The organism is Mesorhizobium sophorae (assembly GCF_002270415.1).
GTDB classification, from domain to species: Bacteria; Pseudomonadota; Alphaproteobacteria; order Rhizobiales; family Rhizobiaceae; genus Mesorhizobium; species Mesorhizobium sophorae.
On record NZ_NNRI01000008.1, the window covers coordinates 34,561 to 57,307 of the forward strand.

The following is a 22,747-nucleotide window of genomic DNA, read 5'->3' on the forward strand; positions in this document are numbered from 1 at the left end:
CTGCTCCGGTTCTTTGAGTCTCGCAGCCTATTGTGGCGGACCGAAAATGCCCATCCCCGCGCCCTGGGCAGCCACTTGCGCTTTGCCATAGATGCCACTCGGCAGCGCCGTGGCCCAGCCGTTGGACACAAGCCAGGCGCCAACGTCCTGCTTGCCCAGCCTGCATGGGGCGGCGATGGCAAAACGCTCGACGTCCGGCGGCATGAAGCACTTCAACGCGCGTCCCCAAACCCAGGAATTGAAGGCGGCACGTGCGCGCTCGCCGCAAGGCCAGGTGACATCGTGAAACGAACAGGCTCTGTCGAGGTCGATGCCCTGCACCCCGCTGATGATTACTGTCCGGCCCATGGACGCGAAGATCGCGGAGTTTGCGGCATCCGGGCGAAAGAGCAGCACCTCACGCCAATCGTCCGGCATCGGTGTCTTCGGGGGCACAGCCAGACCAAGGTCGGTCAGCGGCGGGCGGGGCTCGACCCGTTCGAGTTGCACAGTGTCAAGCTGTGGTGGAGCGATGAGGTCTTGAGCAATCTTGCGGGCGGGTTCTCGTCGGTATGCTTCGACGATGGACGCAGCCACGCGGGTCGGCTGCGTCCCGCTATTTTGCGAGGGGGCAAGGACCGGCCGATCGACCGAAAGCAAAGCCCCGGCCTGAACAATCAGCAGAACCCCGGCCAGAAGCAGGAGGCTTCCGAGCACGATCGCCAAGCGGCTGCGGCCCAGCCTAACCATCAGCCAGCCCCCATCGGCCAGTCTGCCCATCAGATTGACCGGGTTCCCAGGGCCGATCAGAAACCCGACGTTGATTTCGCAACCAGTTTGAGCGCGCCCTTTTGAAACTGGTAAAACGGCATCGATCGTTCACTGGATCCGTCAGCCCGAAACCGAAACAGACCTGTCGACCCACGAAACCCGTTTGGATTTTCGAGAACCTGCTTGCTGAAGCCGTCGGGCCCGACCGCACTGGCAACCCCTGCTGTCAGCGCAACCATATCATAAGCATAGGCCACATTGACGTCGGCCGGGTAGTTGTATGTCGCCCTGAAGCGGTCGGCGATCGGTCCGGTTTCGCGCTGATCGAGCGTGGCGATATATGCCCCCTCAAACAGCGGATCCATGGGATGCTCCAGCCACCGGTTGGTTCCGACGACGGAAATTGCCTTTCCCGGAATGCCCTTTGACCTGAGGGCGGCAAGGATAGGCGATGGGCTGCCATCGCCATTGGCGACGATCACGGCGTCGGGAGTGTCCACGAGCGAGGCCATTTCGTCGACGGCCTTCGCGCCACCGTCGCTGGCCGAATACGGGACAGTGACCGCGAGCGTCGCACCATAAATGCTGAGGCCGTTGGCGACCCGCTTCTCCACCGCGCTGGCGTTTGAGCCTTCCGCGACAAGCAACACGAACTTCTTGCCGCCTTTGGCAGCGAGCCCCGCGGCGCCCGCTGCGGCACTGTCGGCTTCGCTGAGTCGCACGGCATAAACCCCAGCACCGCCTGCGAAATTGTCGGCAAGCGCCAGCACCGGTGGACGCTTCGACCCCGACAGCGTGGCAATATGCTGGGCTGCCGGCAGTTCGGTTGGGCCGATGACCACTTTCGACCCCGTCGTTATCGCACTTATCGCCAATTTGCCGGCCTGTGCGCTGTCGCCTTTCGTGTCCTCTACCGTCAGCGTAAGCAATCCATTGCCAACATCCGTCATCGCCAGTTTGGCGGCATCGAGCATCTTCCTGCCGTTTTCCCCCGCCGTTCCGGGAGCCGACAATGGCAGCAACATCGTGATTTTTGTCGACCCGGTGCCGAGCGACTGGGTCGCCTGGGCAGGACCGGCACCCGCGTCGCCGGTCTGCCCGCCAGGCGCGGCAATCGCCGCCGGATCGAGCACTTCGGAAACACCGCCTTTCGACTGGCAGCCTGACAATGTCGTGGTGAGCGCAAACGCGATTGCCCATGTCCGCAGACAGCGGCCCTGTCGGCCAGCTTCCATGATTGCTCCACCCAATGTGCCGCCGAGTATGCTTCCCGGTCTGGTCTTCAACGCATGTTACGGCGCACTTGCCGCGCCGTCTGTAGTTTCTTTAGCCTTCGAACAGCCTGGCTCTGAGCGCCTTGATCTGTCTTGCTTGGCCGGCAGTCCGATAGTCGGCACATTTCATGTATCGTGGCCCGGGCACGAACACGCGGCGCACGCAAACGCCTTTTCCCTGGGCTGGAGCCCCACCCTCTCCTTCCGACGAAAAAGCGGAGAAGCCGAATGTCGCCACCGGCAACGGCCCGGTCACTTCAATCCCTTGTCTTGCCAGGATTGCCCGCGCGCGCTGGCAGTAGCGGACCGAAAGCGCCGAGAACCGGCTTTCATTGTGCCCGGCGCGATATTTCATGACGGTGGTGCACAGGTCGCCCTCGGCCAGCTTGTTGGCCTGGGCAAGATATCTGACCCCGAGCGCGATGTTGGTCGCCGGGGCGCTCAGCTCGTCGAGGGAGCCTCGAAAGCCAAGCATTCGCGCCGTCGCCGGCATCACCTGCATCAGGCCGACTTCGCCGTCGGCGCCCTGCACGTCAGGATCGAACCCGCTTTCGATCTCCATCACGGCATGCGCCAGCACCGGCTCAAGGCCATAGATCGATGCCTGGCAACTCGCAAACGCCTTGAAGGTCTGCCGGGTCCACTGCGTAGCCGCGTCGCAGTGCGTCGGCCGCGTCAACTCGGACGGCTGTTCCACGGAAGGTCGCTCCAGCCAGTTGGCGCGGGCCGGCGTGACAGTCTGGCCAAAGCCTGCCAACGCAATCGCTGCGGCGATTGCCGTCAAAAAGGATCCGTCGGCTATCATGATGGCCAACAGGCGTCGGTTCGCTTATCCGGTCAGTGCATGTACTCGACCATGCGATCGTGAAAACACTCGCATTTGTTGAGGGTATCTTCGTCGCGATAGTTCGTTTTCAGGTAGCCATAGGCCATGCCGCAAGCGACCTTGGCTTCCGATGCCCAGACGAAGACCGGCCGGGACGAGTTGATCCACTCCGAGCTGTTGGCGGCGGCGACCGACTCGTCCATCAGCTTGACCACCTGCTCCTTGAGGTCGACGATATTTTCGGTCAGCACCAGGTTGGACGTCCCGGCAACGCGACAATAGTCGACCGACGGACCTTCGATGATGTCGGCGGCATAGCCCGTCGACCCGACTGCCAGCAACAGCGTCGCAGCGGAAACCAGCAGTCTTACAGAACGATTCATGGATGAGCTCCCCTCGATATTAGCAATGTATAACATAGTCGCGTGACCGAGCGCCATGCCGTTAAACCTGGTTTGCCGTCGTCGTGTGCTGGGTTACGCCGTCGTCGTAGAGCAGCGTGATCGTGCTGGCGACGGGGTGGTTTGTCAGCTGGGCCACTTCGACAAAATTGGCCGGATTTCCCGAACCGCTGGTGTCGACACTGAGCGTGCCCGTGCCCGCGTCGTAGTTCACGAAGTTGCCGACATTCGCGGGAGTCGAGTCGAACAGGGCCGTAAGGTCGATCTTGTCGCCCTGACCGCCATTGTAGTCGGTGATGAGATCCTTGATGTCCAGACCGTCGAGCTTGAACGTGTCGGCTCCGGCGCCGCCGGTCATTGTATCCTGGCCTGCACCGCCGATCAGGACGTCGTTGCCCGCGCCGCCGATCAGCGTGTCGTTGCCAGCGCCACCATTGAGGGTGTCGTTGCCACCGCCGCCCGAAAGATAATTGGCTGCCAGGTTTCCGAACAGGTAGTCATCGCCGGAACCACCGATCAGGCCCTCGATGCCGGTAAGGGTATCGCCGGTGGCGTCGCCGCCGCCGATGGTGCCAAGTCCCGGGTTGGTGAATGTCACCGGTGCCCCGGCTGCATGTCCGTCATCGGCCAGATGGATCGAAATCGCGGCCAGGCTGCCGGTGTAGTCGACGATGTCGGTTCCCGCCCCGCCAGAGATCGTGTCGGTGTGCGTGCTTCCAGCGATCACGTCGTTACCGGCTGTCCCGGTAAGGGCGAAGTTGTTGGACCCATCTCCCGCAACCACGTGAATGGCGAGCGACTGCGTGCCAGTGGTATCGCCATCCTTGTCGGCCGCGGAGACTGTAAAGGCCAAGTTCTGATCTTGAGGCAAAACGTTATGCGTGAGGGAGATGTTCGAGAACTGAGCGCCTTGCCCTGAAACGTTGACCGCGCTGACCTGCAATTGGTTGAAGCTGATAGACGGATCAATCACGAATGTTCCGGTTGCCGTGATGGATATGTCACCGGACGTGGATACGTTGGTGAGCGTGTTGGTCGCAACCCAGTGGAAGGTTCCCCCTGCACCGTTCAGCGAATTGACCACCAAACTCACGGAGTCGTTCAACTCGGCACTGGTGCTGGCCGGATTATCCACGCCAACGCCAGTTCCGGAAGTGTGGAACTCCATTGTGAAGCTTTCATTCCCGCCTACGAAGGTGTTTGAGACGCCAAATCCGTTGTTGTTGGAGTTGATCCCGCCTGGGCTTGAAAACTCAATATGGCCATCGGTGGTTTCGCGCCAGTTCGGCCCGCCAGCAGGAAGGTTCTGTAGCGAATAGGTTATTGTGGTGCCGGCATCGGGCTTGAGGAGGTCGAACTGGTACGTTCCATCCGGCCTTACCGTGAGATCAAACACCTCGGTTGCACCGGCATTCGCGTGGAGGGTCGTAGCGCCATCCGCAGCGATCGTTGTGCTGTAGACAATGCCCGCGATCGCCGGTCCCGTGATGTTGAAATGGTCGATCCCGTCGGCGCCCGGCACCAGCGAGAACAAGCCAGCGACAGATCCCACCTCGTTCGGGATCGTGCCTGAGGCAAAGGAGCCTAGCGAGGGCCCGTCGTCATGGAAGGAGGCCTTGGAACCGAGGTCGATCGACTGCGAGGCCGTGTCACCGTCGCTGTCCGTCACCGTTGCCGTCAGCGTTACCAGACCGGAGGTCAGGTTGATGCCTTCCGAACTGTCGGTCGGGTTGTCGACAGTGTTCTGGTGTACCGCACGATCCTGTGTCAGCGTGACCGCACCGGTCACTGCGTCGGTGCTCAGCGTGAACACCAGGTAGGCCACATCACCGCTGTGCCCGGATACATAGCCGGACACGGTGTTGCCGCTTTGGGTCAGCACCACCGCGGTGTTGGTGGCACTGTCGATCAGGTTGGTGGTCACGCCCGGAGCCGAGATGCTCAGGCCATAGCTGGTGGTGGCACCGTCGGCGCCCTGCACAGCCGTGAACACACCGGCAAAATTCTGCGTGTCCGTGGCCGATCCTGCCGGGCCGACGCCCGAACCGGCAATGCCGTTGGTCGCCGCGGTCAGATAGCTCTCGTCGACATTTAGCGCCGGCGCTACGCCGGTGATGGTGATCGACGGGCCGTCATCCAGGAAGGTCACCGCGCCGCCGACGTTGATCACGCCGGTGCTTGCCGTATCGCCGTCCGCATCCGTCACCGTCGCCGTCACGCCGATCTTGCCGGCCAGCGTCAGTGCGTCGTTGTAGGCCGCCGCCGTCGAACCATCGACCAGGTGCTCCAGCGCGACGTTCTGCACCACCGTCAGCTTGCCGTCCGAGCCGATCGACACCGTGAACGCCGTGTGCGTCGCGCCGTCGTTGTACTGGCCCTCGATCGTGTTGCCGACCTGCACCAGCGTGATCGCATGATCGCCCTGCGCCGTTGCCAGCCCGGAGTTCGCCTGCGTCACCGACAAGGCATAGGTGGTCGTCCCGGCGCCGTCGGCGCCATAGTTCGACGTCACCGTCACGATCGCCGCAGCACTCGTGGCCGTCATCAGCGCCGGGTTCAGCACCCCGTCCGTCGTCGCACCGTTGTTGGTCTCGTCAAGCGTCACCGAGCTGCCGACTACCGCGCTCGTGATCGACGGGCCGTCGTCGAGGAAGGTCACCGCGCCGCCGACGTTGATCACGCCGGTGCTCGCCGTATCGCCATCCGCATCCGTCACCGTCGCCGTCACGCCGATCTTGCCGGCCAGCGTCAGTGCGTCGTTGTAGGCCGCCGCCGTCGAACCATCGACCAGGTGCTCCAGCGCGACGTTCTGCACCACCGTCAGCTTGCCGTCCGAGCCGATCGACACCGTGAACGCCGTGTGCGTCGCGCCGTCGTTGTACTGGCCCTCGATCGTGTTGCCGACCTGCACCAGCGTGATCGCATGATCGCCCTGTGCCGTTGCCAGCCCGGAGTTCGCCTGCGTCACCGACAAGGCATAGGTGGTCGTCCCGGCGCCGTCGGCGCCATAGTTCGACGTCACCGTCACGATCGCCGCAGCACTCGTGGCCGTCATCAGCGCCGGGTTCAGCACCCCGTCCGTCGTCGGACCGTTGTTGGTCTCGTCAAGCGTCACCGAGCTGCCGACTACCGCGCTCGTGATCGACGGGCCGTCGTCGAGGAAGGTCACCGCGCCGCCGACGTTGATCACGCCGGTGCTCGCCGTATCGCCATCCGCATCCGTCACCGTCGCCGTCACGCCGATCTTGCCGGCCAGCGTCAGTGCGTCGTTGTAGGCCGCCGCCGTCGAACCATCGACCAGGTGCTCCAGCGCGACGTTCTGCACCACCGTCAGCTTGCCGTCCGAGCCGATCGACACCGTGAACGCCGTGTGCGTCGCGCCGTCGTTGTACTGGCCCTCGATCGTGTTGCCGACCTGCACCAGCGTGATCGCATGATCGCCCTGCGCCGTTGCCAGCCCGGAGTTCGCCTGCGTCACCGACAAGGCATAGGTGGTCGTCCCGGCGCCGTCGGCGCCATAGTTCGACGTCACCGTCACGATCGCCGCGGCACTCGTTGCCGTCATCAGCGCCGGGTTCAGCACCCCGTCCGTCGTCGCACCGTTGTTGGTCTCGTCAAGCGTCACCGAGCTGCCGACTACCGCGCTCGTGATCGACGGGCCGTCGTCGAGGAAGGTCACCGCGCCGCCGACGTTGATCACGCCGGTGCTCGCCGTATCGCCATCCGCATCCGTCACCGTCGCCGTCACGCCGATCTTGCCGGCCAGCGTCAGTGCGTCGTTGTAGGCCGCCGCCGTCGAACCATCGACCAGGTGCTCCAGCGCGACGTTCTGCACCACCGTCAGCTTGCCGTCCGAGCCGATCGACACCGTGAACGCCGTGTGCGTCGCGCCGTCGTTGTACTGGCCCTCGATCGTGTTGCCGACCTGCACCAGCGTGATCGCATGATCGCCCTGCGCCGTTGCCAGCCCGGAGTTCGCCTGCGTCACCGACAAGGCATAGGTGGTCGTCCCGGCGCCGTCGGCGCCATAGTTCGACGTCACCGTCACGATCGCCGCAGCACTCGTGGCCGTCATCAGCGCCGGGTTCAGCACCCCGTCCGTCGTCGCACCGTTGTTGGTCTCGTCAAGCGTCACCGAGCTGCCGACTACCGCGCTCGTGATCGACGGGCCGTCGTCGAGGAAGGTCACCGCGCCGCCGACGTTGATCACGCCGGTGCTCGCCGTATCGCCATCCGCATCCGTCACCGTCGCCGTCACGCCGATCTTGCCGGCCAGCGTCAGTGCGTCGTTGTAGGCCGCCGCCGTCGAACCATCGACCAGGTGCTCCAGCGCGACGTTCTGCACCACCGTCAGCTTGCCGTCCGAGCCGATCGACACCGTGAACGCCGTGTGCGTCGCGCCGTCGTTGTACTGGCCCTCGATCGTGTTGCCGACCTGCACCAGCGTGATCGCATGATCGCCCTGTGCCGTTGCCAGCCCGGAGTTCGCCTGCGTCACCGACAAGGCATAGGTGGTCGTCCCGGCGCCGTCGGCGCCATAGTTCGACGTCACCGTCACGATCGCCGCAGCACTCGTTGCCGTCATCAGCGCCGGGGTCAGCACCCCGTCCGTCGTCGCACCGTTGTTGGTCTCGTCAAGCGTCACCGAGCTGCCGACTACCGCGCTCGTGATCGACGGGCCGTCGTCGAGGAAGGTCACCGCGCCGCCGACGTTGATCACGCCGGTGCTCGCCGTATCGCCGTCCGCATCCGTCACCGTCGCCGTCACGCCGATCTTGCCGGCCAGCGTCAGTGCGTCGTTGTAGGCCGCCGCCGTCGAACCATCGACCAGGTGCTCCAGCGCGACGTTCTGCACCACCGTCAGCTTGCCGTCCGAGCCGATCGACACCGTGAACGCCGTGTGCGTCGCGCCGTCGTTGTACTGGCCCTCGATCGTGTTGCCGACCTGCACCAGCGTGATCGCATGATCGCCCTGCGCCGTTGCCAGCCCGGAGTTCGCCTGCGTCACCGACAAGGCATAGGTGGTCGTCCCGGCGCCGTCGGCGCCATAGTTCGACGTCACCGTCACGATCGCCGCAGCACTCGTGGCCGTCATCAGCGCCGGGTTCAGCACCCCGTCCGTCGTCGCACCGTTGTTGGTCTCGTCAAGCGTCACCGAGCTGCCGACTACCGCGCTCGTGATCGACGGGCCGTCGTCGAGGAAGGTCACCGCGCCGCCGACGTTGATCACGCCGGTGCTCGCCGTATCGCCATCCGCATCCGTCACCGTCGCCGTCACGCCGATCTTGCCGGCCAGCGTCAGTGCGTCGTTGTAGGCCGCCGCCGTCGAACCATCGACCAGGTGCTCCAGCGCGACGTTCTGCACCACCGTCAGCTTGCCGTCCGAGCCGATCGACACCGTGAACGCCGTGTGCGTCGCGCCGTCGTTGTACTGGCCCTCGATCGTGTTGCCGACCTGCACCAGCGTGATCGCATGATCGCCCTGTGCCGTTGCCAGCCCGGAGTTCGCCTGCGTCACCGACAAGGCATAGGTGGTCGTCCCGGCGCCGTCGGCGCCATAGTTCGACGTCACCGTCACGATCGCCGCAGCACTCGTGGCCGTCATCAGCGCCGGGTTCAGCACCCCGTCCGTCGTCGGACCGTTGTTGGTCTCGTCAAGCGTCACCGAGCTGCCGACTACCGCGCTCGTGATCGACGGGCCGTCGTCGAGGAAGGTCACCGCGCCGCCGACGTTGATCACGCCGGTGCTCGCCGTATCGCCATCCGCATCCGTCACCGTCGCCGTCACGCCGATCTTGCCGGCCAGCGTCAGTGCGTCGTTGTAGGCCGCCGCCGTCGAACCATCGACCAGGTGCTCCAGCGCGACGTTCTGCACCACCGTCAGCTTGCCGTCCGAGCCGATCGACACCGTGAACGCCGTGTGCGTCGCGCCGTCGTTGTACTGGCCCTCGATCGTGTTGCCGACCTGCACCAGCGTGATCGCATGATCGCCCTGCGCCGTTGCCAGCCCGGAGTTCGCCTGCGTCACCGACAAGGCATAGGTGGTCGTCCCGGCGCCGTCGGCGCCATAGTTCGACGTCACCGTCACGATCGCCGCAGCACTCGTGGCCGTCATCAGCGCCGGGGTCAGCACCCCGTCCGTCGTCGCACCGTTGTTGGTCTCGTCAAGCGTCACCGAGCTGCCGACTACCGCGCTCGTGATCGACGGGCCGTCGTCGAGGAAGGTCACCGCGCCGCCGACGTTGATCACGCCGGTGCTTGCCGTATCGCCATCCGCATCCGTCACCGTCGCCGTCACGCCGATCTTGCCGGCCAGCGTCAGTGCGTCGTTGTAGGCCGCCGCCGTCGAACCATCGACCAGGTGCTCCAGCGCGACGTTCTGCACCACCGTCAGCTTGCCGTCCGAGCCGATCGACACCGTGAACGCCGTGTGCGTCGCGCCGTCGTTGTACTGGCCCTCGATCGTGTTGCCGACCTGCACCAGCGTGATCGCATGATCGCCCTGTGCCGTTGCCAGCCCGGAGTTCGCCTGCGTCACCGACAAGGCATAGGTGGTCGTCCCGGCGCCGTCGGCGCCATAGTTCGACGTCACCGTCACGATCGCCGCGGCACTCGTTGCCGTCATCAGCGCCGGGGTCAGCACCCCGTCCGTCGTCGGACCGTTGTTGGTCTCGTCAAGCGTCACCGAGCTGCCGACAACCGCGCTCGTGATCGACGGGCCGTCATCCAGGAAGGTCAGGTTGTTGCCGATATTCAGCGTCGCCGACTGATGATCGCCATCCGCATCCGTCACCGTCGCCGTCAGCGTCACCAGATTGTCGGCGTTCAGGCTGACCGGCTCGTTCGGATCCGTCGTCGGATGGACGACCGCCCGCTGCTGGTCGAGCGTCACATTGCCAGACGCATCGGTGCTGACCGTGAACACGATCACGCCGCCGACGCCCGCACGCCCGACCACCTGGCCAGCCTCGAGGCTCAGCACCACCGCCTGGCCGCTCGCCGTGTCGACCAGCCCGGTCGCACCGGCATTGAAGCCCAGCGCGTAGGTGATCGTGCCGGCGCCATCGGCGCCATGATTGGACGTGAAGGCGCTGGCGAAGCTCTGCGTGTCGTTGGTCGTCAGATCCGTCTCGTCGACGCTCAGCGACGGCAGCTTCACATCGGCCAGCGCGACCGTCGGAGCATCATCGTTGAAGGTTATGGTCAGCGTGCCCGGTGCCGTCGAGCCATCGGCGTCGGTGATCACATAGCCGAGGTTGACCGTCGCGTTGTTCTCGTCGTTAGGACCCTGTGCCTGAAGCACGTTGTCGAGCAGCGTCACCGTGTAGGCGCCGGTGGCCGGATCGGTCACATGCACCGTGAACAGGTCGCCGCGTGGACCCGTTGCCGTCAGCGTGTCGCTGGCGGCGTTCCAGCTGTAGGTGACGTTCTCCTGGCCGACCGTCCCGTTGGTGCCGTCCAGCGTCGCGAACGAGAAGCCGTTGGAACCGGCGCCGTCGCCGCCGACGCTGCCGCCCAGCGTGCCGTTGTAGGTTGCTTCGCTGGCGCTGAGCGGAACCTCACCGGCATTGGCGTCGATGTCGCCCGCCGTGCTTGCCGCATTGCCGCCGGCAAGCCCGTCATCATCGACCGTGGCCGCCGCCGTACCGGTCGTCGGATGGTTGGCGTCGGTCACCGCAAAGCTGATGCCGGCAGTCGCCTTGTCGCCATCGCCGTCCGTCACGGTATAGGTCGCCGAGGCCGCACCGGCCCCGATGACCGGACTGTTGGCAGTGAATGAATAGCTGCCGTCGGCCTTGACCTTGATAAAGCCGTCACCGATGTCGATCGCCTGCGAGTAGCCGTCGCCGCCGAAGACCAGGGCGGTGGCGCCAATATGCGTCACCGTGGCGCCGTCGGCGCCGGCGACGAAGTCCAGCGTGCCGGTGATGGTCGCACCTTCAAGAACATTCTGCGAAGCCTCGGTCGTGGCCGTCGGCACATCGTCGACGATGTTGACCGACAGCGTGCCGTTGACGCTCTGCGCGTCCTGGTCGGTGAGCGTGACGGTGAAATTCTCGAACAGGCTGTTGGTGCCCTGGACGGCCGGATGCGCCTCATTGTCGAGGAGCGTGTAGGTGTAGCTCACCTGACCGGTCGCGGCGTCGTAGGCCGTCACCGTCAGCGTGTTGCCCAGCGCCGTCGTGAACGAGCCCGCCGTGAACACGCCATTGGTGATGAAGTTGTGGCCGTCGATCGCCAGCGAGGCGATGCCGTCGGGCGAGGAAATGGCGAAGGCGCCGCCTTGCGTGGTGCTTTCCTTGGAACTGTCGGAGCCGTCCGACTCACCGGATCCACGGTTGGCCAGCAGGTCATTTTCGTTGACGACGACGTCGCCGCCACCGGCCGCCGGCGTCAGGTCGCTGATCGTCGGTGTCGAATTGCCGATCGAGATCGTCAACGTCGTGTGCGACAGGTCTCCGTCACCGTCCTTGATCGTATAGGTGAACACGTCGTGGACGCCGCCAGGCGTGCCGGCATCGCGCACATAGGTGTAGGAGCCGTCCGCCTGCAGCGTCAGCGTGCCATAGGCGCCATGGATCGGCGTGTTCAGCGTGATGCCGCTGTCCAGATCGGCATTGGTCGCGCCGGCGGCAACGCCCGCAACCTTCGCGTCATCGGCGCCCTTGGTGTCGGCGCCTGCAGCATTGCCGTCGCTGCCGGCGCCGCTGATCACATTGCCGCCAATCGGCGCGTGCGAACCCGCCGCCACCGCGTCGGTGTCGGCAACTGCCGTCGGTGCGTCATCGATGATATTGATGACCAGATTGCCGGCCGGGGCCGGATTGCCATTTGCATCCGTCACCGCGACCGGGAAGCTCACATTGGTGGCGTTGCCAGCGGTGTTGTCGAGAAGCGTGTAGGTGTAGTGGATGGTGCCGATGCCGGTCGCCGCATCGAAGACATAGCTCGCCGTCAGCGAGCCCGTCGCATCGGTGAAGGTTTGATCCACCGCGCTCAACACATGGCCGCCGAGCGAGACCACCGACACACCGTCCGGCGAGGTGAAGCCGATGTTGCCCGAGGTCGTCTCCGAGGACGCGGACGCGTCCGAGCCCGCAGGCTCGCCGCCACGCGCCGGCAGGCCGGCCTCGTTGACTGTTGCCGAGCCTATGAGATCGATCGAGGGGGTGGAGTCTTCCTTTTCCGCAACGCCAATCGTCAGCTCGCGCCGGTCCAGCAACCCGAACTGCAAGTCTGTCGGGGGCAACAGGGCCGAAAGGCCGAACCCGTCACCGATGCCGCCGGGGGGGATTTCGAAATTCCCGCCTGCACTGGGTGGCGAACCGCCCGCGCCGGCCGACATGGAACCGTCGGCGCCGAAGGCAACGTCGACATGGCTTGCCTCGAGCGCGGCCAGCAACGCAACGCGCGGCACCTCGACGTCGCCAATGACGAAGGTCGGCACGTTCAAGGCGCCATCCTTGATCACGATCACCGAGCCGTCGGCCTGCTCGAGCACAAGGTTGTGGCCGTCGACCTTGATGTTGTCGATGGAAACGTTGGACGGAAGTTTCACGATGTTGCTGGCGTCAGCCACATATTCATGGGGTGCCGTCGCTGCGGGTGCGTTCGCTGTCGCCGGCGCATCCGGCTTGACAGGTGCTCCGCCACCAACATCGACCGGCACCGGTTCAGCCGCTGCCGGCGCGGGCTGCTGGGTCGAAGTTGCTTGTGCGACCAGGATCTCTCCCGGCGATGCCTGACCATTGTGTTCGCTGGACGCGGAATGCTCGTTCAAGGAACCCGAAGAACTGTCCAACTCATTATTGGTGATCATTGCTGAAACCCCTCCGACATTTCCCGGCAAGAGACATTGGCCACTTCTGCTTTGCAACAACCCCGCAATCTATTTCATATACTCCGCTATGCTTGCCCCAGCATTTTTTGCACGTTGGTAAACCTCGAACATATAACCTGATATATGTCGGCTTCTGCGTAGCGCGCTCGGTGGAGGTTCGCCGCGGTCTCTTGGTAAATAGGAGTATAAAATCGAATAAAATTTTAGATAAAATAGACAAAGCCACTTGCCGTAAAGTTATCCACCTTCCTTTCCAATAATTTGAGACAAGATTGGTAGCGTCCACAGTCAAAGGTGGGCGCTATGAAAAAAGAAAAATCAGTCCTGGGAAAAACCGGGCTCAAGGTGCTCCTGCTGGCAATCGGCCTTGTCGGCCTGGCAGGACCTTCATTCGCAAGTGCCGTTTCCGGGGAGGCTGCCGCTACCGGCACGCCTCTGGAAAGGGTCCTGACGCCGCCCTGCCTCGGCGGTGTTTCGCTGGCGAGGCCGCAGCCCTGGCAGCCTGTGGCTCCCTACCGGATCAGCATGGTTTTTGGCAGCTACGGCCCGGCATTTGCTGATCGCGGGGATGGTTCGTCGACGGCGCGAGCTGATCCCGGGATAGATCCGGTGCAGACGGCATCGATTATTCCCGGTGTATTCGGATCGGTCGCCTTGTCCATGCGCAATTTTCCGGTGTCGGCTCGTTGGGCGCCCGTCTACCAGGCAATCATCAGCTGCTCGGCAGGCAGCGCCTGCGAGCGCAAGAGTGCGGCTTTTGCCAGCATGGTCTCCGCCGCCCAGGGCAAGGGGTTCAGCGAGAAGCTATCCTTCGTCAACAGCAGCGTAAATCGCCTGATCGCCTACCGGAAAGACAGCGTTGTCTACGGCAAACTCGACTATTGGGCAAAGCCATCGGAAATTCTCGAACGGCGAGCCGGCGACTGCGAGGATTTTGCCATCCTCAAGATGACGGCTCTGCTTAGGGCCGGCATTCCAACGCAAAGCATGGCGCTCGTTGTTCTCCAGGACCGCAAGCGAGGCTTCTTTCACGCGGTGCTGTCGGTGAGCACTGGCAGCGGCACCTTCATTCTCGACAGCCTCAGCAACACCGTCGTGCGCGACAGCGATCTTCCCGACTACGTTCCGCTCTATTCGTTCAGCACGGACCGGGCCTGGATCCACGGCTCGAAACCGGGCGCAGCCCAGATGGCTGAGATCAAAGGCGGCTTCGCGACCGTTGCGCCGGGCGAAGGCGTTCAGCGATAGATTTTCCGGCAAGATCACATGTCGCCAAAAGTGATTTTGGGACAATGTTTTGCATGAAAACCAGAGCGTGAGCGCATCGGCTGAATCGGGTCAACGTGACGCGCCTCAGCCGCCGAAGACGAACGCCATCAGCAATTCCGGCTCGACCACCGGGGCTCGCACAACATTCAATTGACCCCGGTATCGACGTTCACCGGCGCCGATGACAAAGCCCGTAGCCACCGGCGCTTGGCCATTGGCGTCGAGCCGCGCGAAAATGTCGGCTACATTGAGGTCCAGCGCCAGCTTGAGGTCATGGCGCGCATCGTCGTTTGGAGCTATCGGCAATTGACGCTTGACCAGTTGCTGGAACGGCGCGTTGAACGTCAGGATCTTCTTCGACGATGCCAAGGCAAAGGCCGGCGACGGGCAGGCGACCACTATGGCGTTGATGGTGTTGATCGACGCAAGCCTTCGCAAGGTCAGGTTTTCTTCCCCCAATCCACGCATGCAGGCCACCCTGATCGCAGATGTCAGGTTACCTGTTTGTGCCTGACTGTCGGCGATCTCATCGATGAGCATCCCGATCGTGCACTTCCTGCTTTCGGCCATCTGCTTCAGCGTGACCCAGAAAGCCCGCTCCAAACGGATGCCGCGTCGTACGCCGCCGCGTGCCACAACCCGAAATTCCAGCCCAAAATCCTCAGCCGTGACAGGATGCAGCAGCCGCTCGCGATCGGGAAGAGGAGAGCTGGCGCTACCGCTCACTCATCGCCTCCTGACGTGCCTTGTTGATCGGCTTCAAGAGGTAGTTCAGGATCGTCTTGCGCCCTGTCTTGATGTCGACGGAACAGATCATGCCCGGGATGATCGAATAGGCCTTGCCGTCTCTTTCGAGCGTCGATTTGTCCGTCGACACGCGCACTTGGTAATAGGGTTCGCCTGTCTTCTGGTCGACCAGGCTGTCGGCTGTGATATTGGAGACCTTACCCTCGATGCCCCCGAAGATCGAGAAATCGTAGGCGGTGACTTTGATAAGCGCGTCCTGGTCCGGCCGGATGAAGGCAACATCTCGCGGTGAAACCCGGGCCTCGACCAGAAGGGTCTCGGAGGTCGGGACGATGCCGGCCACGACCGCGCCAGGCTGGACGAAGGCGCCGACCGTGTTCAGCTCCAGCGTGTTGACAATCCCATCCACCGGAGACCGGATATCCGTGCGCGCGACCTTGTCGGTGGCGCCACGTATGGTCTCATCCACCACCGAGAGATCGGCCAGCGCCTCCGTCAGGTCGCTCAGGGCTTCCTGCTGCAACTGCAGACCTAGCTCGTCGACCTGAAGCTGGGCTTCCGTGATAGCCCCCTTGGTTTTCTTGATGGTTTCACCGGCGAGGTTCAACTGCCCTTGCAGTTCGGTATGCTCGCGCTCGACGCGGATCTGCTCGGTCCTCGCCATCAGCCCCTTTTTGACCATGGAATCGACCAGCTCCTTTTCCTGGTCGCTAACGGCCAGATTCTTGGTGAGACGATCTAGATTGGCAGAGGCTTCGTCCAATTCATTCTGGCGCTGATCGAGGCGCGACTTGAGAACCGACAGCTTGACTTCGAAGTTTTCGCGACGCGCAACCAGCAGCTTCTGCTCGTTTTCGCAGATTTCCGGCGCTGCCTTCTGGATCTCGGGCGGACAGGGAAATGCGCCTTCGAGATTGCCGCTCTGCTCGAACTGGAGCCGCGCAATGCGCGCCTGCAGGGCTCGCGCCTTGGCCTGCTGCTCGCCAAGGCTGGACGTGTTGAGCGTGTTGTCGAGGCGGATGATGAGATCATTCTTCTTCACGACCTGGCCAATCGTCACTGCGATTTCCTGGACGACACCGGCTTCACTCGCCTGAATGATCTGGGTCTTGGAAGCGGGTATCACCTTGCCGTCTCCCCGCGCGATCTCATCGACTTCGGCAAAGGCTGCCCAGGCGACAAATACAACGAAAAGCGCTCCTATGATGAATATGGACGCCGACGCAAAGAGCGGCGGCCGATCTTCCCTGGCAAGCATTTCCTACGCCCCAACGCATTGGATGCATTCAATTTGTTCGATCAGGCGCTTGTTTTCTGCAACGCCTGTATAACCTGGTCCTTCGGTCCGTCAGCAACGATCTTGCCCTGCTCGATAACGATCAGGCGATCGGCCAGTTCAAGCATGCTGAAGCGATGTGTGGACACGATCAGCGTGGTGTCGCGGTCAAAGGCGACCTTGAGCTGCTTTATCAACTGGCGTTCAGATGCGAGATCCATCGAGCCCGATGGTTCATCCAGAAAGACGATTTTCGGCTTGGTCAGCAGCAGGCGTGCGATCGCCACTGTCTGCCTCTGGCCGCCTGAAAGATTGGTGCCACGCTCGCCGACATTCATGTCGTAGCCACGCGGATGGCGTGAGACGAAATCGTCGACGCCAGCCGCCTTTGCCGCGTCGATGATCTGCTCATCGGTAGCCTCCGGGCAAGCCATCAGGAGATTTTCCTTGATGGTGCCCGAGAACAGATCGCCAGCCTGCGCAACGATGCCGACAGCGGCCCGAACTTCTGACGGGTGATACTGGCGAATATCGATCCCATCCAGCAGCAGCTCACCCGAGGTTGGCAGGAACAGCCTGCCGACCAGACGACCCATCGTCGTCTTTCCCGATCCTATGCGACCGATGATGCCGATGCGTTCTCCCGGCTTCACCGTGAAATTCAGACCGGTCAAAACCTCGTTTTCCGCGCCGGGATAGACAAACCCGACATTCCTGAACGCCATCGCCCCGTTGCGAATGGGTCGATTGACGAAACCCACCGTGTCCGGCCGGTCCTCCGGTTGCTCCATGATGGAGTTCACCATCCTCAACGAGAGCATGGCTTGGCGAAACCGTGACAGCGTGATGGCGATCTGGCCGAGCGGAGCCACCGCCCTGCTCGCCAGCATGACCGTTCCTATGATTGCTCCTGTCGAAACATGCCCTTCCGAGAAGGCGTAAGCGCCGGCCACCACAAGAGCGACGGTCACCAGCTGTTGTATCGACTGGGTTATGTTGCCTGCGGCCGCCGACAGCTGCTTGATCTTCTCGGACGTGTTGGCGGCGTTCTTGGAGTGCTCTCCCCATTTTCGCAGCAGATACGCCTCGGCGCGCAGCGACTTGATCGTCTCCAGCGTCGAGATGGATTCGACCAGCAGGGCCTGGCGTTGCGAAGCTTCGTTCATCGAGGCGGCGACGCGCTTGCCTATGCGGCGCTGGGTAATCAAGCCGACGATGACGGACATCACAAAGGCCAGCGCCGGTATGATCACCAGCCAGCCGCCTATCGCATAGATGACGAGAAGAAAGACGAAGACGAATGCCGTGTCGATGAACACGCTGATGGTGTTCGAGGTGAAGAACTCTCTGACGAACTCATATTGCGTGACCCGGTTTGCGTATTCTCCGGTCGAGTCGGGACGCGCCGACAGTGACGAGTTCAGCACTTTTTCGAACAGAAGATACGATATCCGAAGATCCGCCTTGCGCCCGGCATAGTCGATGAGGGAAGCCCTGGCCGTCTTCAAAAGCAGATCGAACAGGATGACGGCGCCGATGCCGATGGCCAGGACCCACAGTGTGGATATTGCCTTGTTCGGCAGGATCCTGTCGTAGACGTTCATCGTGAAGATGGGTGAGGCGATGGCCAGAACATTGATGAATATCGCTGCAAGGACGACTTTCGAATAGGTGCGCCAGAAGGCGCCCATCGTCCCCGTCAGCCAATGGCGCCTTTCGATCTTCTGTGCCGAGCCAACCTTCATCGCCTCGGTGGCATTGGCATAGGTGATCGAGAAGGACGCGCCGCCGCTGATATAGCTGGCAGCCAGATCGGATCTGCTGATCGTGGTGCGGCCGTTCTCCTGGGGCGCGGTCAGGTATTCGCCCGCCTCGATCTCCGCGAGCAGGGCGACAGGCAACTGGCTGGCGCGAAACAGGATGGCGGGCAGATCGACGCGCCCGCGCAGGAAATCGCGATGACTGACATCCTTGACCTCGAGGCCGATGCGCTCGGCAAGGTGCCGAATATCCTCTATCTCAATTCTCGTCTCTGAAATCGGCACCCCGGCAAACAGCACTGTCTCAGCGCTCGGCCGGCCGAGATAGCCGGCAACCGCTGAAAAGCAGGCTTTGAATGCCTCCTTGGGGGAGAGGATGTTGGGTTGCTGGTTCACGATATGCCCGTAAGGACCCTCGCTGGACCTTGCACCGTCCTACTTCTTCCTCACTGGCGCAAGGATATCGAAAGGCAGGTCGTTTTTCTGCTCCGATGGCGTCCGCGCATAGGTTTCAGTGTCCGCGGTTTCTGGTGCGTTGAACTCGGATCGTGCATAGGCCGTCGCTTGCTTTGCCGGCTGAAGACCCATCGTTTTCAGCAATTGACCTGTCGCGGCCAGAAGTCGGTATTGGGCGAACAGCGATGCATAGGATGCTGTGTCCGCCAGCGTTGCCGTGTTGAACCGGGTATTCTGCGCATCGAGCACGTCGAGCAGCGACCGTTGCCCTACCTTGAATTGCTCGCGGTAGGACGAAACCAGCTTTTCACTGGAAGCGGCTTGCAGCCTGAGCGTCTTTGCCAGGTCGGCTTGCCGGAAACGGCGATCCCATGATGTGCGGACAGCCTCCTCGATCTCACGCAAGACCTGGTGATAGGCAAGCCGCTGTTCGCTGGCACGGCGGATCTGCTCCTGTTCATTGGCCTTGTCTATGCCGCCTCGATAGAGGTTCCAACGCAGCACCAGACGCGCCTGGAGATCACTGGCGTCGCCATTGTCGCCGTCAATGTCATACCCTCCCCTGGCACGGCCTTCGGCCAGGACTTCGGGGCCGTATTTCGCCCGGGCCGCATCCACCATGGAAGCAGCAGCGGCGATATCGCTGGTGGCCATGTGAACGCGTGGATTGTTCTGTCGTGCCAGGCCCAGCGCATCGTCAAGTGACCTCGGCAGTGCGGCGGCGACATCACCGGGCCGCGAAGCATTGACCAGCGGTTTGCCGACGGTCTTGAAGAACCGGATCCTGGAGGCTTCCAGTTCTTCGCTCGCCTCCTGCATGCGTGCCTGGGCTGCGAACAGACGCTCTTCGGCCTGCTGCCGGTCGGCCTCGTTCAGCGCCCCGCCCGAGATGCCTTGCCGGATGTCGCCGAGTATCGCCTGATGGAAACCGAGGTTCTTCTTGGCTTCGGCGACGATCGAAGCCTGCAGCATATATTCAAGGTAGTCTTGGACGACCGACAGCCCGATGAATTCCGAGCGTTCCAGCACCCGAAAGGACGCTCCGTCGACCCGCGATGCCTGGCGGTTCAATTCCGCCCGCCGCGCGCCGCTGTCAAACAGCTTCTGTGTGACCACCAGATCCGCTTCCGCCGGATAGAGCGAATCGTCCTCTATCGACAGTGCGCGCCGGGACGAATCGTCGAGGCGACGAACTCCAGCCGATGCCTCGACATCGACACTGGGAAGATAAAGGCCCTTGGCCTGTCGCAACTCGAACTCGATTGCTTCGCGGTTTTCGATTGCTTGTCCAATCTCGGGATTGGATTCCACCGCGACAGCCATCGCCTCCTTGAGCGTGAGCGCATGAGCACTCGCGCAGGTCAGCATTGTAGCCGCCATCAAAAGACCAAGGCGCTTGCCGACGGCCGAGATGCTTGTCTTATTCATATAACCCACCCTAAAGTTTCCCCCAGCACCCTTATTCGAGAGCGCTACGCCAAGCCAAGGCCTGCCTCCGAGAACTATCCACAGTTTCACGAAATGTGTGAGGAATTATTGAATTAGCTCCTGCTAAATCGATGATTCAGGCCACAAGATTGTTAAATGTAGCAAAAATGGCACATAAGCATAGGCCCCCTGCGATCGTATCCTGAGGCTGCCAAGTGGGGAAAAGGACAAAAAACCGAAGGTGGTTAACCAAGGCGGGGAGAATCAAGCAGGGATAGCCGCTATTTGCGACCAGACCGAAGGCGGATCGCTGTTGCAGCAATCTTTTCGGGGGATCAAGGATTGCGACGGCGCCGTGAACTAGATGTTCTCGCGGGTGTAGATCTCGAAGGGCAGGATCGTCGTGAAGTTGCCGCCTTCGTTCGGGGCCGAGACGGAGCGGACCATGCCGGCCAGCGCTTCTTGTGCGATGCGCGCCAACGGGTGCGAAATGACGAAGGTCAGCGTGCCGTCGAGCAGTGCGGCACGGGTCGTGTCCATCAGTTCATAGCCGACGACCACGACGCTGCCGGCCCGCCTGGTGGACCGTAGCGCCGCTATGGCACCGGTGATGCCGCCGCCGGCGACATACAGGCCAGACAGATCCGGATTTTCGTTCAGCAGTTTTTCGGTCATCTCCTGCGCGATGGCGCTGGATTCGAAGGTCAGCAGCGGCTCCAGCAGCGTGAAGCCAGGAGCATGTTCGCGGAAATAGGAACGGAAGCCGCTTTCGTTCATCTCCTGGCAGCGGTAGCGATGGTTGCCGACCAGGATGCCCAGTCTGCCGGGCCCCCGGCAGACATGCTCGAACACCCAGGCCGCGGTGCGCCCGACCTTCCAGTTGTCCAGGCCGATATAGTTGATATGGCCGGTCGCCGAGATCTGCGAGATCAGCGCAAAAACCGGCACGTTGCGGGCCTGCAGCGCGTCCACCGCCTGGGTGACCAGAGGATGGACCGCGGCGACGACGCCGACGGCGTCGCATTCGGCGCCCAGTGCCAGCATCCGCGAGGCGACATTCTGCGGCGACAGATCGTCGAGAAACTCAGTACGCAACTCTATTTCGCAGTCGGGCATCGTTTGGGCCGCAAGGCGCAGTGCATCGGCCATGTTGCGGTAGAAGGCTCGGCCGGGCTGGTGCAGCAGGAAACTCAACCGGTAGCGCGGCCGGGCGGCCGCTATACGGCTGCGCAGCGCGCCCATGCCGTAGAAACCGATCTGCTCCGCCGCCAGCATGACACGCTCGCGCGTGCCCTGGCGGACGGCGCCCGAGCCGCTCAGCACCCGATTGACGGTGGCCACCGAAACATTGGCCTCGGCGGCAACATCCTTGATGGTCGGCCGCTTGTTCTGATCCATTTCGTCTCATCAGCCTATAGCATTTGATACGAAGATATCATTCTTCAGGCAATCCTGAGACGAATGATACAATTCATTTGGAATAAACATTCTATTCTTGATTCATTTTGGATCAAGATGTTTATCTCGGGAAGAAGCAAAGAAGGCGCAAGCACCGCCAGCCCAGGGATAGAAGCAGCACAGCGCAGACAAGGTTCTGACCCTCCGCCCGACGGCGGTGTGAGGCAGCGTGCGCGTGCGAGCCATCCCAGGCACTGCGGGTGGAGTATCCGGGATGGACGATCTCAAATACGGCGTGCGCGACAAGCGCGGCGACTGGAAGCCGAACGGGCGCATCGAGGCCGTGCCGTTGTGGAATTGGCCACCGAGGCTGCCGAAGATCCTGGCGTGGCTGCCCGGTTATATCTGGCCGTGGAACGCCTTCCACATGGCCACGGCGCTCCTTTACTGGTTCTATATCGTCCCCAGCGTCGAGACGATGAAGACGCTCAGCTGGGGTTGGGCGCTCTGGCTCTACGCCGTCAACGCCGCGGCGATCCTGGTCTTCTACGGCATTTTCGAGCTGCGCTATTACGTCAGGCGCGCTCAAGCGACGCGCTTCAAATACAACCACAAATTCCCCGCCGATGCGCCTTCCGACGTGTTCTGGTTCCAGAGCCAGAACCTCGACAACTTCCTGCGCTCGTTCTTCATCACCATCCCGCTATGGACGGTGGTCGAAGTCATCTTCCTGTGGTGCTTTGCCAAGGGCTACGTGCCGTGGGTCGGCTGGCAGGACCACCCCGTCTACCTCGCCGCGCTGGTGCTGGTCGCACCGGCCATTCACGAGGTGCATTTCTTCTTCATCCACCGCCTGATCCACTGGGGTCCGCTCTATCGCTGGATCCACTCCGTCCACCACAATTCGATCAACCCGTCGCCCTGGTCGTCGCTGTCGATGCACCCGGTGGAAGGGTTCCTCTATCACGCGGTCGCCTTCTGGCATCTGCTGATCCCGTCCAACCCCATCGTCGCACTGTTCCAGCTGCATGTCGCCAGCTTTGGTGCCGTCAACGGCCATCTCGGCTTCGAAAAGCTGGAACTCACGCAGGACACAGCCGTATCGAGCCACGCCTACGCGCATTACCTGCACCATAAATATTTCGAGGTGAACTACGGCGGCGACGGGCTGATCCCGCTCGATAGATGGTTCGGCACCTTGCATGACGGCACCAGAGAGGGCGACGCCATGATGGACGCCCGGTTCCAGAAAAAGAAGCAGCGCATGAATGCCAGGGCGTGACCGACGCCGGGCGAAGCATTGATCACGCGACGCGCCGGG

12 protein-coding genes are annotated in these 22,747 nt (G+C 62.5%); 2 read left to right on the forward strand and 10 right to left on the reverse strand.

Annotation, left to right across the window (positions count from 1 at the left end):
- Positions 1 to 27 precede the first annotated feature (27 nt).
- The 5 genes from CGZ66_RS12435 to CGZ66_RS12455 all read right to left on the reverse strand — a co-directional run bounded on the left by CGZ66_RS12435 (position 28) and on the right by CGZ66_RS12455 (position 13,071).
- Positions 28 to 696, reverse strand: coding sequence for a thermonuclease family protein (locus tag CGZ66_RS12435; protein ID WP_245331103.1), 669 nt, complete (start codon positions 694 to 696; stop codon positions 28 to 30).
- Positions 697 to 785: 89 nt separating this feature from the next.
- Positions 786 to 1,985 carry a type 1 periplasmic-binding domain-containing protein gene (locus tag CGZ66_RS12440; protein WP_095084451.1) on the reverse strand — a complete coding sequence of 400 codons (1,200 nt, stop codon included), beginning with the start codon at positions 1,983 to 1,985 and terminating at the stop codon, positions 786 to 788.
- Positions 1,986 to 2,076: 91 nt separating this feature from the next.
- Positions 2,077 to 2,808 carry a lytic transglycosylase domain-containing protein gene (locus CGZ66_RS12445; protein ID WP_425352285.1) on the reverse strand — a complete coding sequence of 244 codons (732 nt, stop codon included), beginning with the start codon at positions 2,806 to 2,808 and terminating at the stop codon, positions 2,077 to 2,079.
- Between the two features lie 53 nt (positions 2,809 to 2,861).
- The gene (locus CGZ66_RS12450; protein ID WP_095084452.1) at positions 2,862 to 3,233 is read right to left on the reverse strand and encodes a hypothetical protein; all 372 of its coding nucleotides are present in this window, start codon (positions 3,231 to 3,233) and stop codon (positions 2,862 to 2,864) included.
- A gap of 61 nt (positions 3,234 to 3,294) precedes the next feature.
- Positions 3,295 to 13,071, reverse strand: coding sequence for a DUF5801 repeats-in-toxin domain-containing protein (locus CGZ66_RS12455; RefSeq protein WP_095084453.1), 9,777 nt, complete (start codon positions 13,069 to 13,071; stop codon positions 3,295 to 3,297).
- 324 nt (positions 13,072 to 13,395) lie between these two features.
- Here CGZ66_RS12455 and CGZ66_RS12460 point away from each other — a divergent pair, with 324 nt between their 5' ends.
- Entirely contained in the window at positions 13,396 to 14,340 is a 945-nt protein-coding gene (locus tag CGZ66_RS12460) for a transglutaminase-like cysteine peptidase (protein WP_095084454.1), read from the forward strand.
- 105 nt (positions 14,341 to 14,445) lie between these two features.
- Here the strand turns inward: CGZ66_RS12460 and CGZ66_RS12465 are convergent, their stop codons facing one another.
- From CGZ66_RS12465 to CGZ66_RS12485, 5 genes are all read right to left on the reverse strand, one after another.
- Positions 14,446 to 15,087, reverse strand: a complete 642-nt coding sequence (locus tag CGZ66_RS12465; RefSeq protein WP_095084455.1) for a ribbon-helix-helix domain-containing protein — start codon at positions 15,085 to 15,087, stop codon at positions 14,446 to 14,448.
- Entirely contained in the window at positions 15,077 to 16,366 is a 1,290-nt protein-coding gene (locus tag CGZ66_RS12470) for an HlyD family type I secretion periplasmic adaptor subunit (protein WP_095084456.1), read from the reverse strand. Before CGZ66_RS12470 ends, CGZ66_RS12465 begins: the two co-directional genes overlap by 11 nt.
- Positions 16,367 to 16,407: 41 nt before the next feature.
- Entirely contained in the window at positions 16,408 to 18,540 is a 2,133-nt protein-coding gene (locus CGZ66_RS12475; RefSeq protein WP_095084457.1) for a type I secretion system permease/ATPase, read from the reverse strand.
- Positions 18,541 to 18,579: 39 nt separating this feature from the next.
- A complete protein-coding gene (locus CGZ66_RS12480) occupies positions 18,580 to 20,028 on the reverse strand; it encodes a TolC family protein (RefSeq protein WP_095084458.1) in 1,449 nt (482 codons plus the stop codon).
- 360 nt (positions 20,029 to 20,388) lie between these two features.
- Positions 20,389 to 21,426, reverse strand: coding sequence for a LacI family DNA-binding transcriptional regulator (locus CGZ66_RS12485; protein ID WP_095084459.1), 1,038 nt, complete (start codon positions 21,424 to 21,426; stop codon positions 20,389 to 20,391).
- A gap of 274 nt (positions 21,427 to 21,700) precedes the next feature.
- On the opposite strand from CGZ66_RS12485, the gene CGZ66_RS12490 reads away from it, so the two are divergent.
- A complete protein-coding gene (locus CGZ66_RS12490) occupies positions 21,701 to 22,708 on the forward strand; it encodes a sterol desaturase family protein (protein ID WP_095084460.1) in 1,008 nt (335 codons plus the stop codon).
- Positions 22,709 to 22,747: the final 39 nt, after the last annotated feature.

Coding starts and splice junctions, on each gene's coding strand:
- CGZ66_RS12480 (WP_095084458.1), bottom strand. CDS start 20,028: ATGAATAAGACAAGCATCTCGGCCGTCGGCAAGCGCCTTGGTCTTTTG.
- CGZ66_RS12490 (WP_095084460.1), top strand. CDS start 21,701: ATGGACGATCTCAAATACGGCGTGCGCGACAAGCGCGGCGACTGGAAG.
- CGZ66_RS12440 (WP_095084451.1), bottom strand. CDS start 1,985: ATGGAAGCTGGCCGACAGGGCCGCTGTCTGCGGACATGGGCAATCGCG.
- CGZ66_RS12460 (WP_095084454.1), top strand. CDS start 13,396: ATGAAAAAAGAAAAATCAGTCCTGGGAAAAACCGGGCTCAAGGTGCTC.
- CGZ66_RS12470 (WP_095084456.1), bottom strand. CDS start 16,366: ATGCTTGCCAGGGAAGATCGGCCGCCGCTCTTTGCGTCGGCGTCCATA.
- CGZ66_RS12455 (WP_095084453.1), bottom strand. CDS start 13,071: ATGATCACCAATAATGAGTTGGACAGTTCTTCGGGTTCCTTGAACGAG.
- CGZ66_RS12485 (WP_095084459.1), bottom strand. CDS start 21,426: ATGGATCAGAACAAGCGGCCGACCATCAAGGATGTTGCCGCCGAGGCC.
- CGZ66_RS12450 (WP_095084452.1), bottom strand. CDS start 3,233: ATGAATCGTTCTGTAAGACTGCTGGTTTCCGCTGCGACGCTGTTGCTG.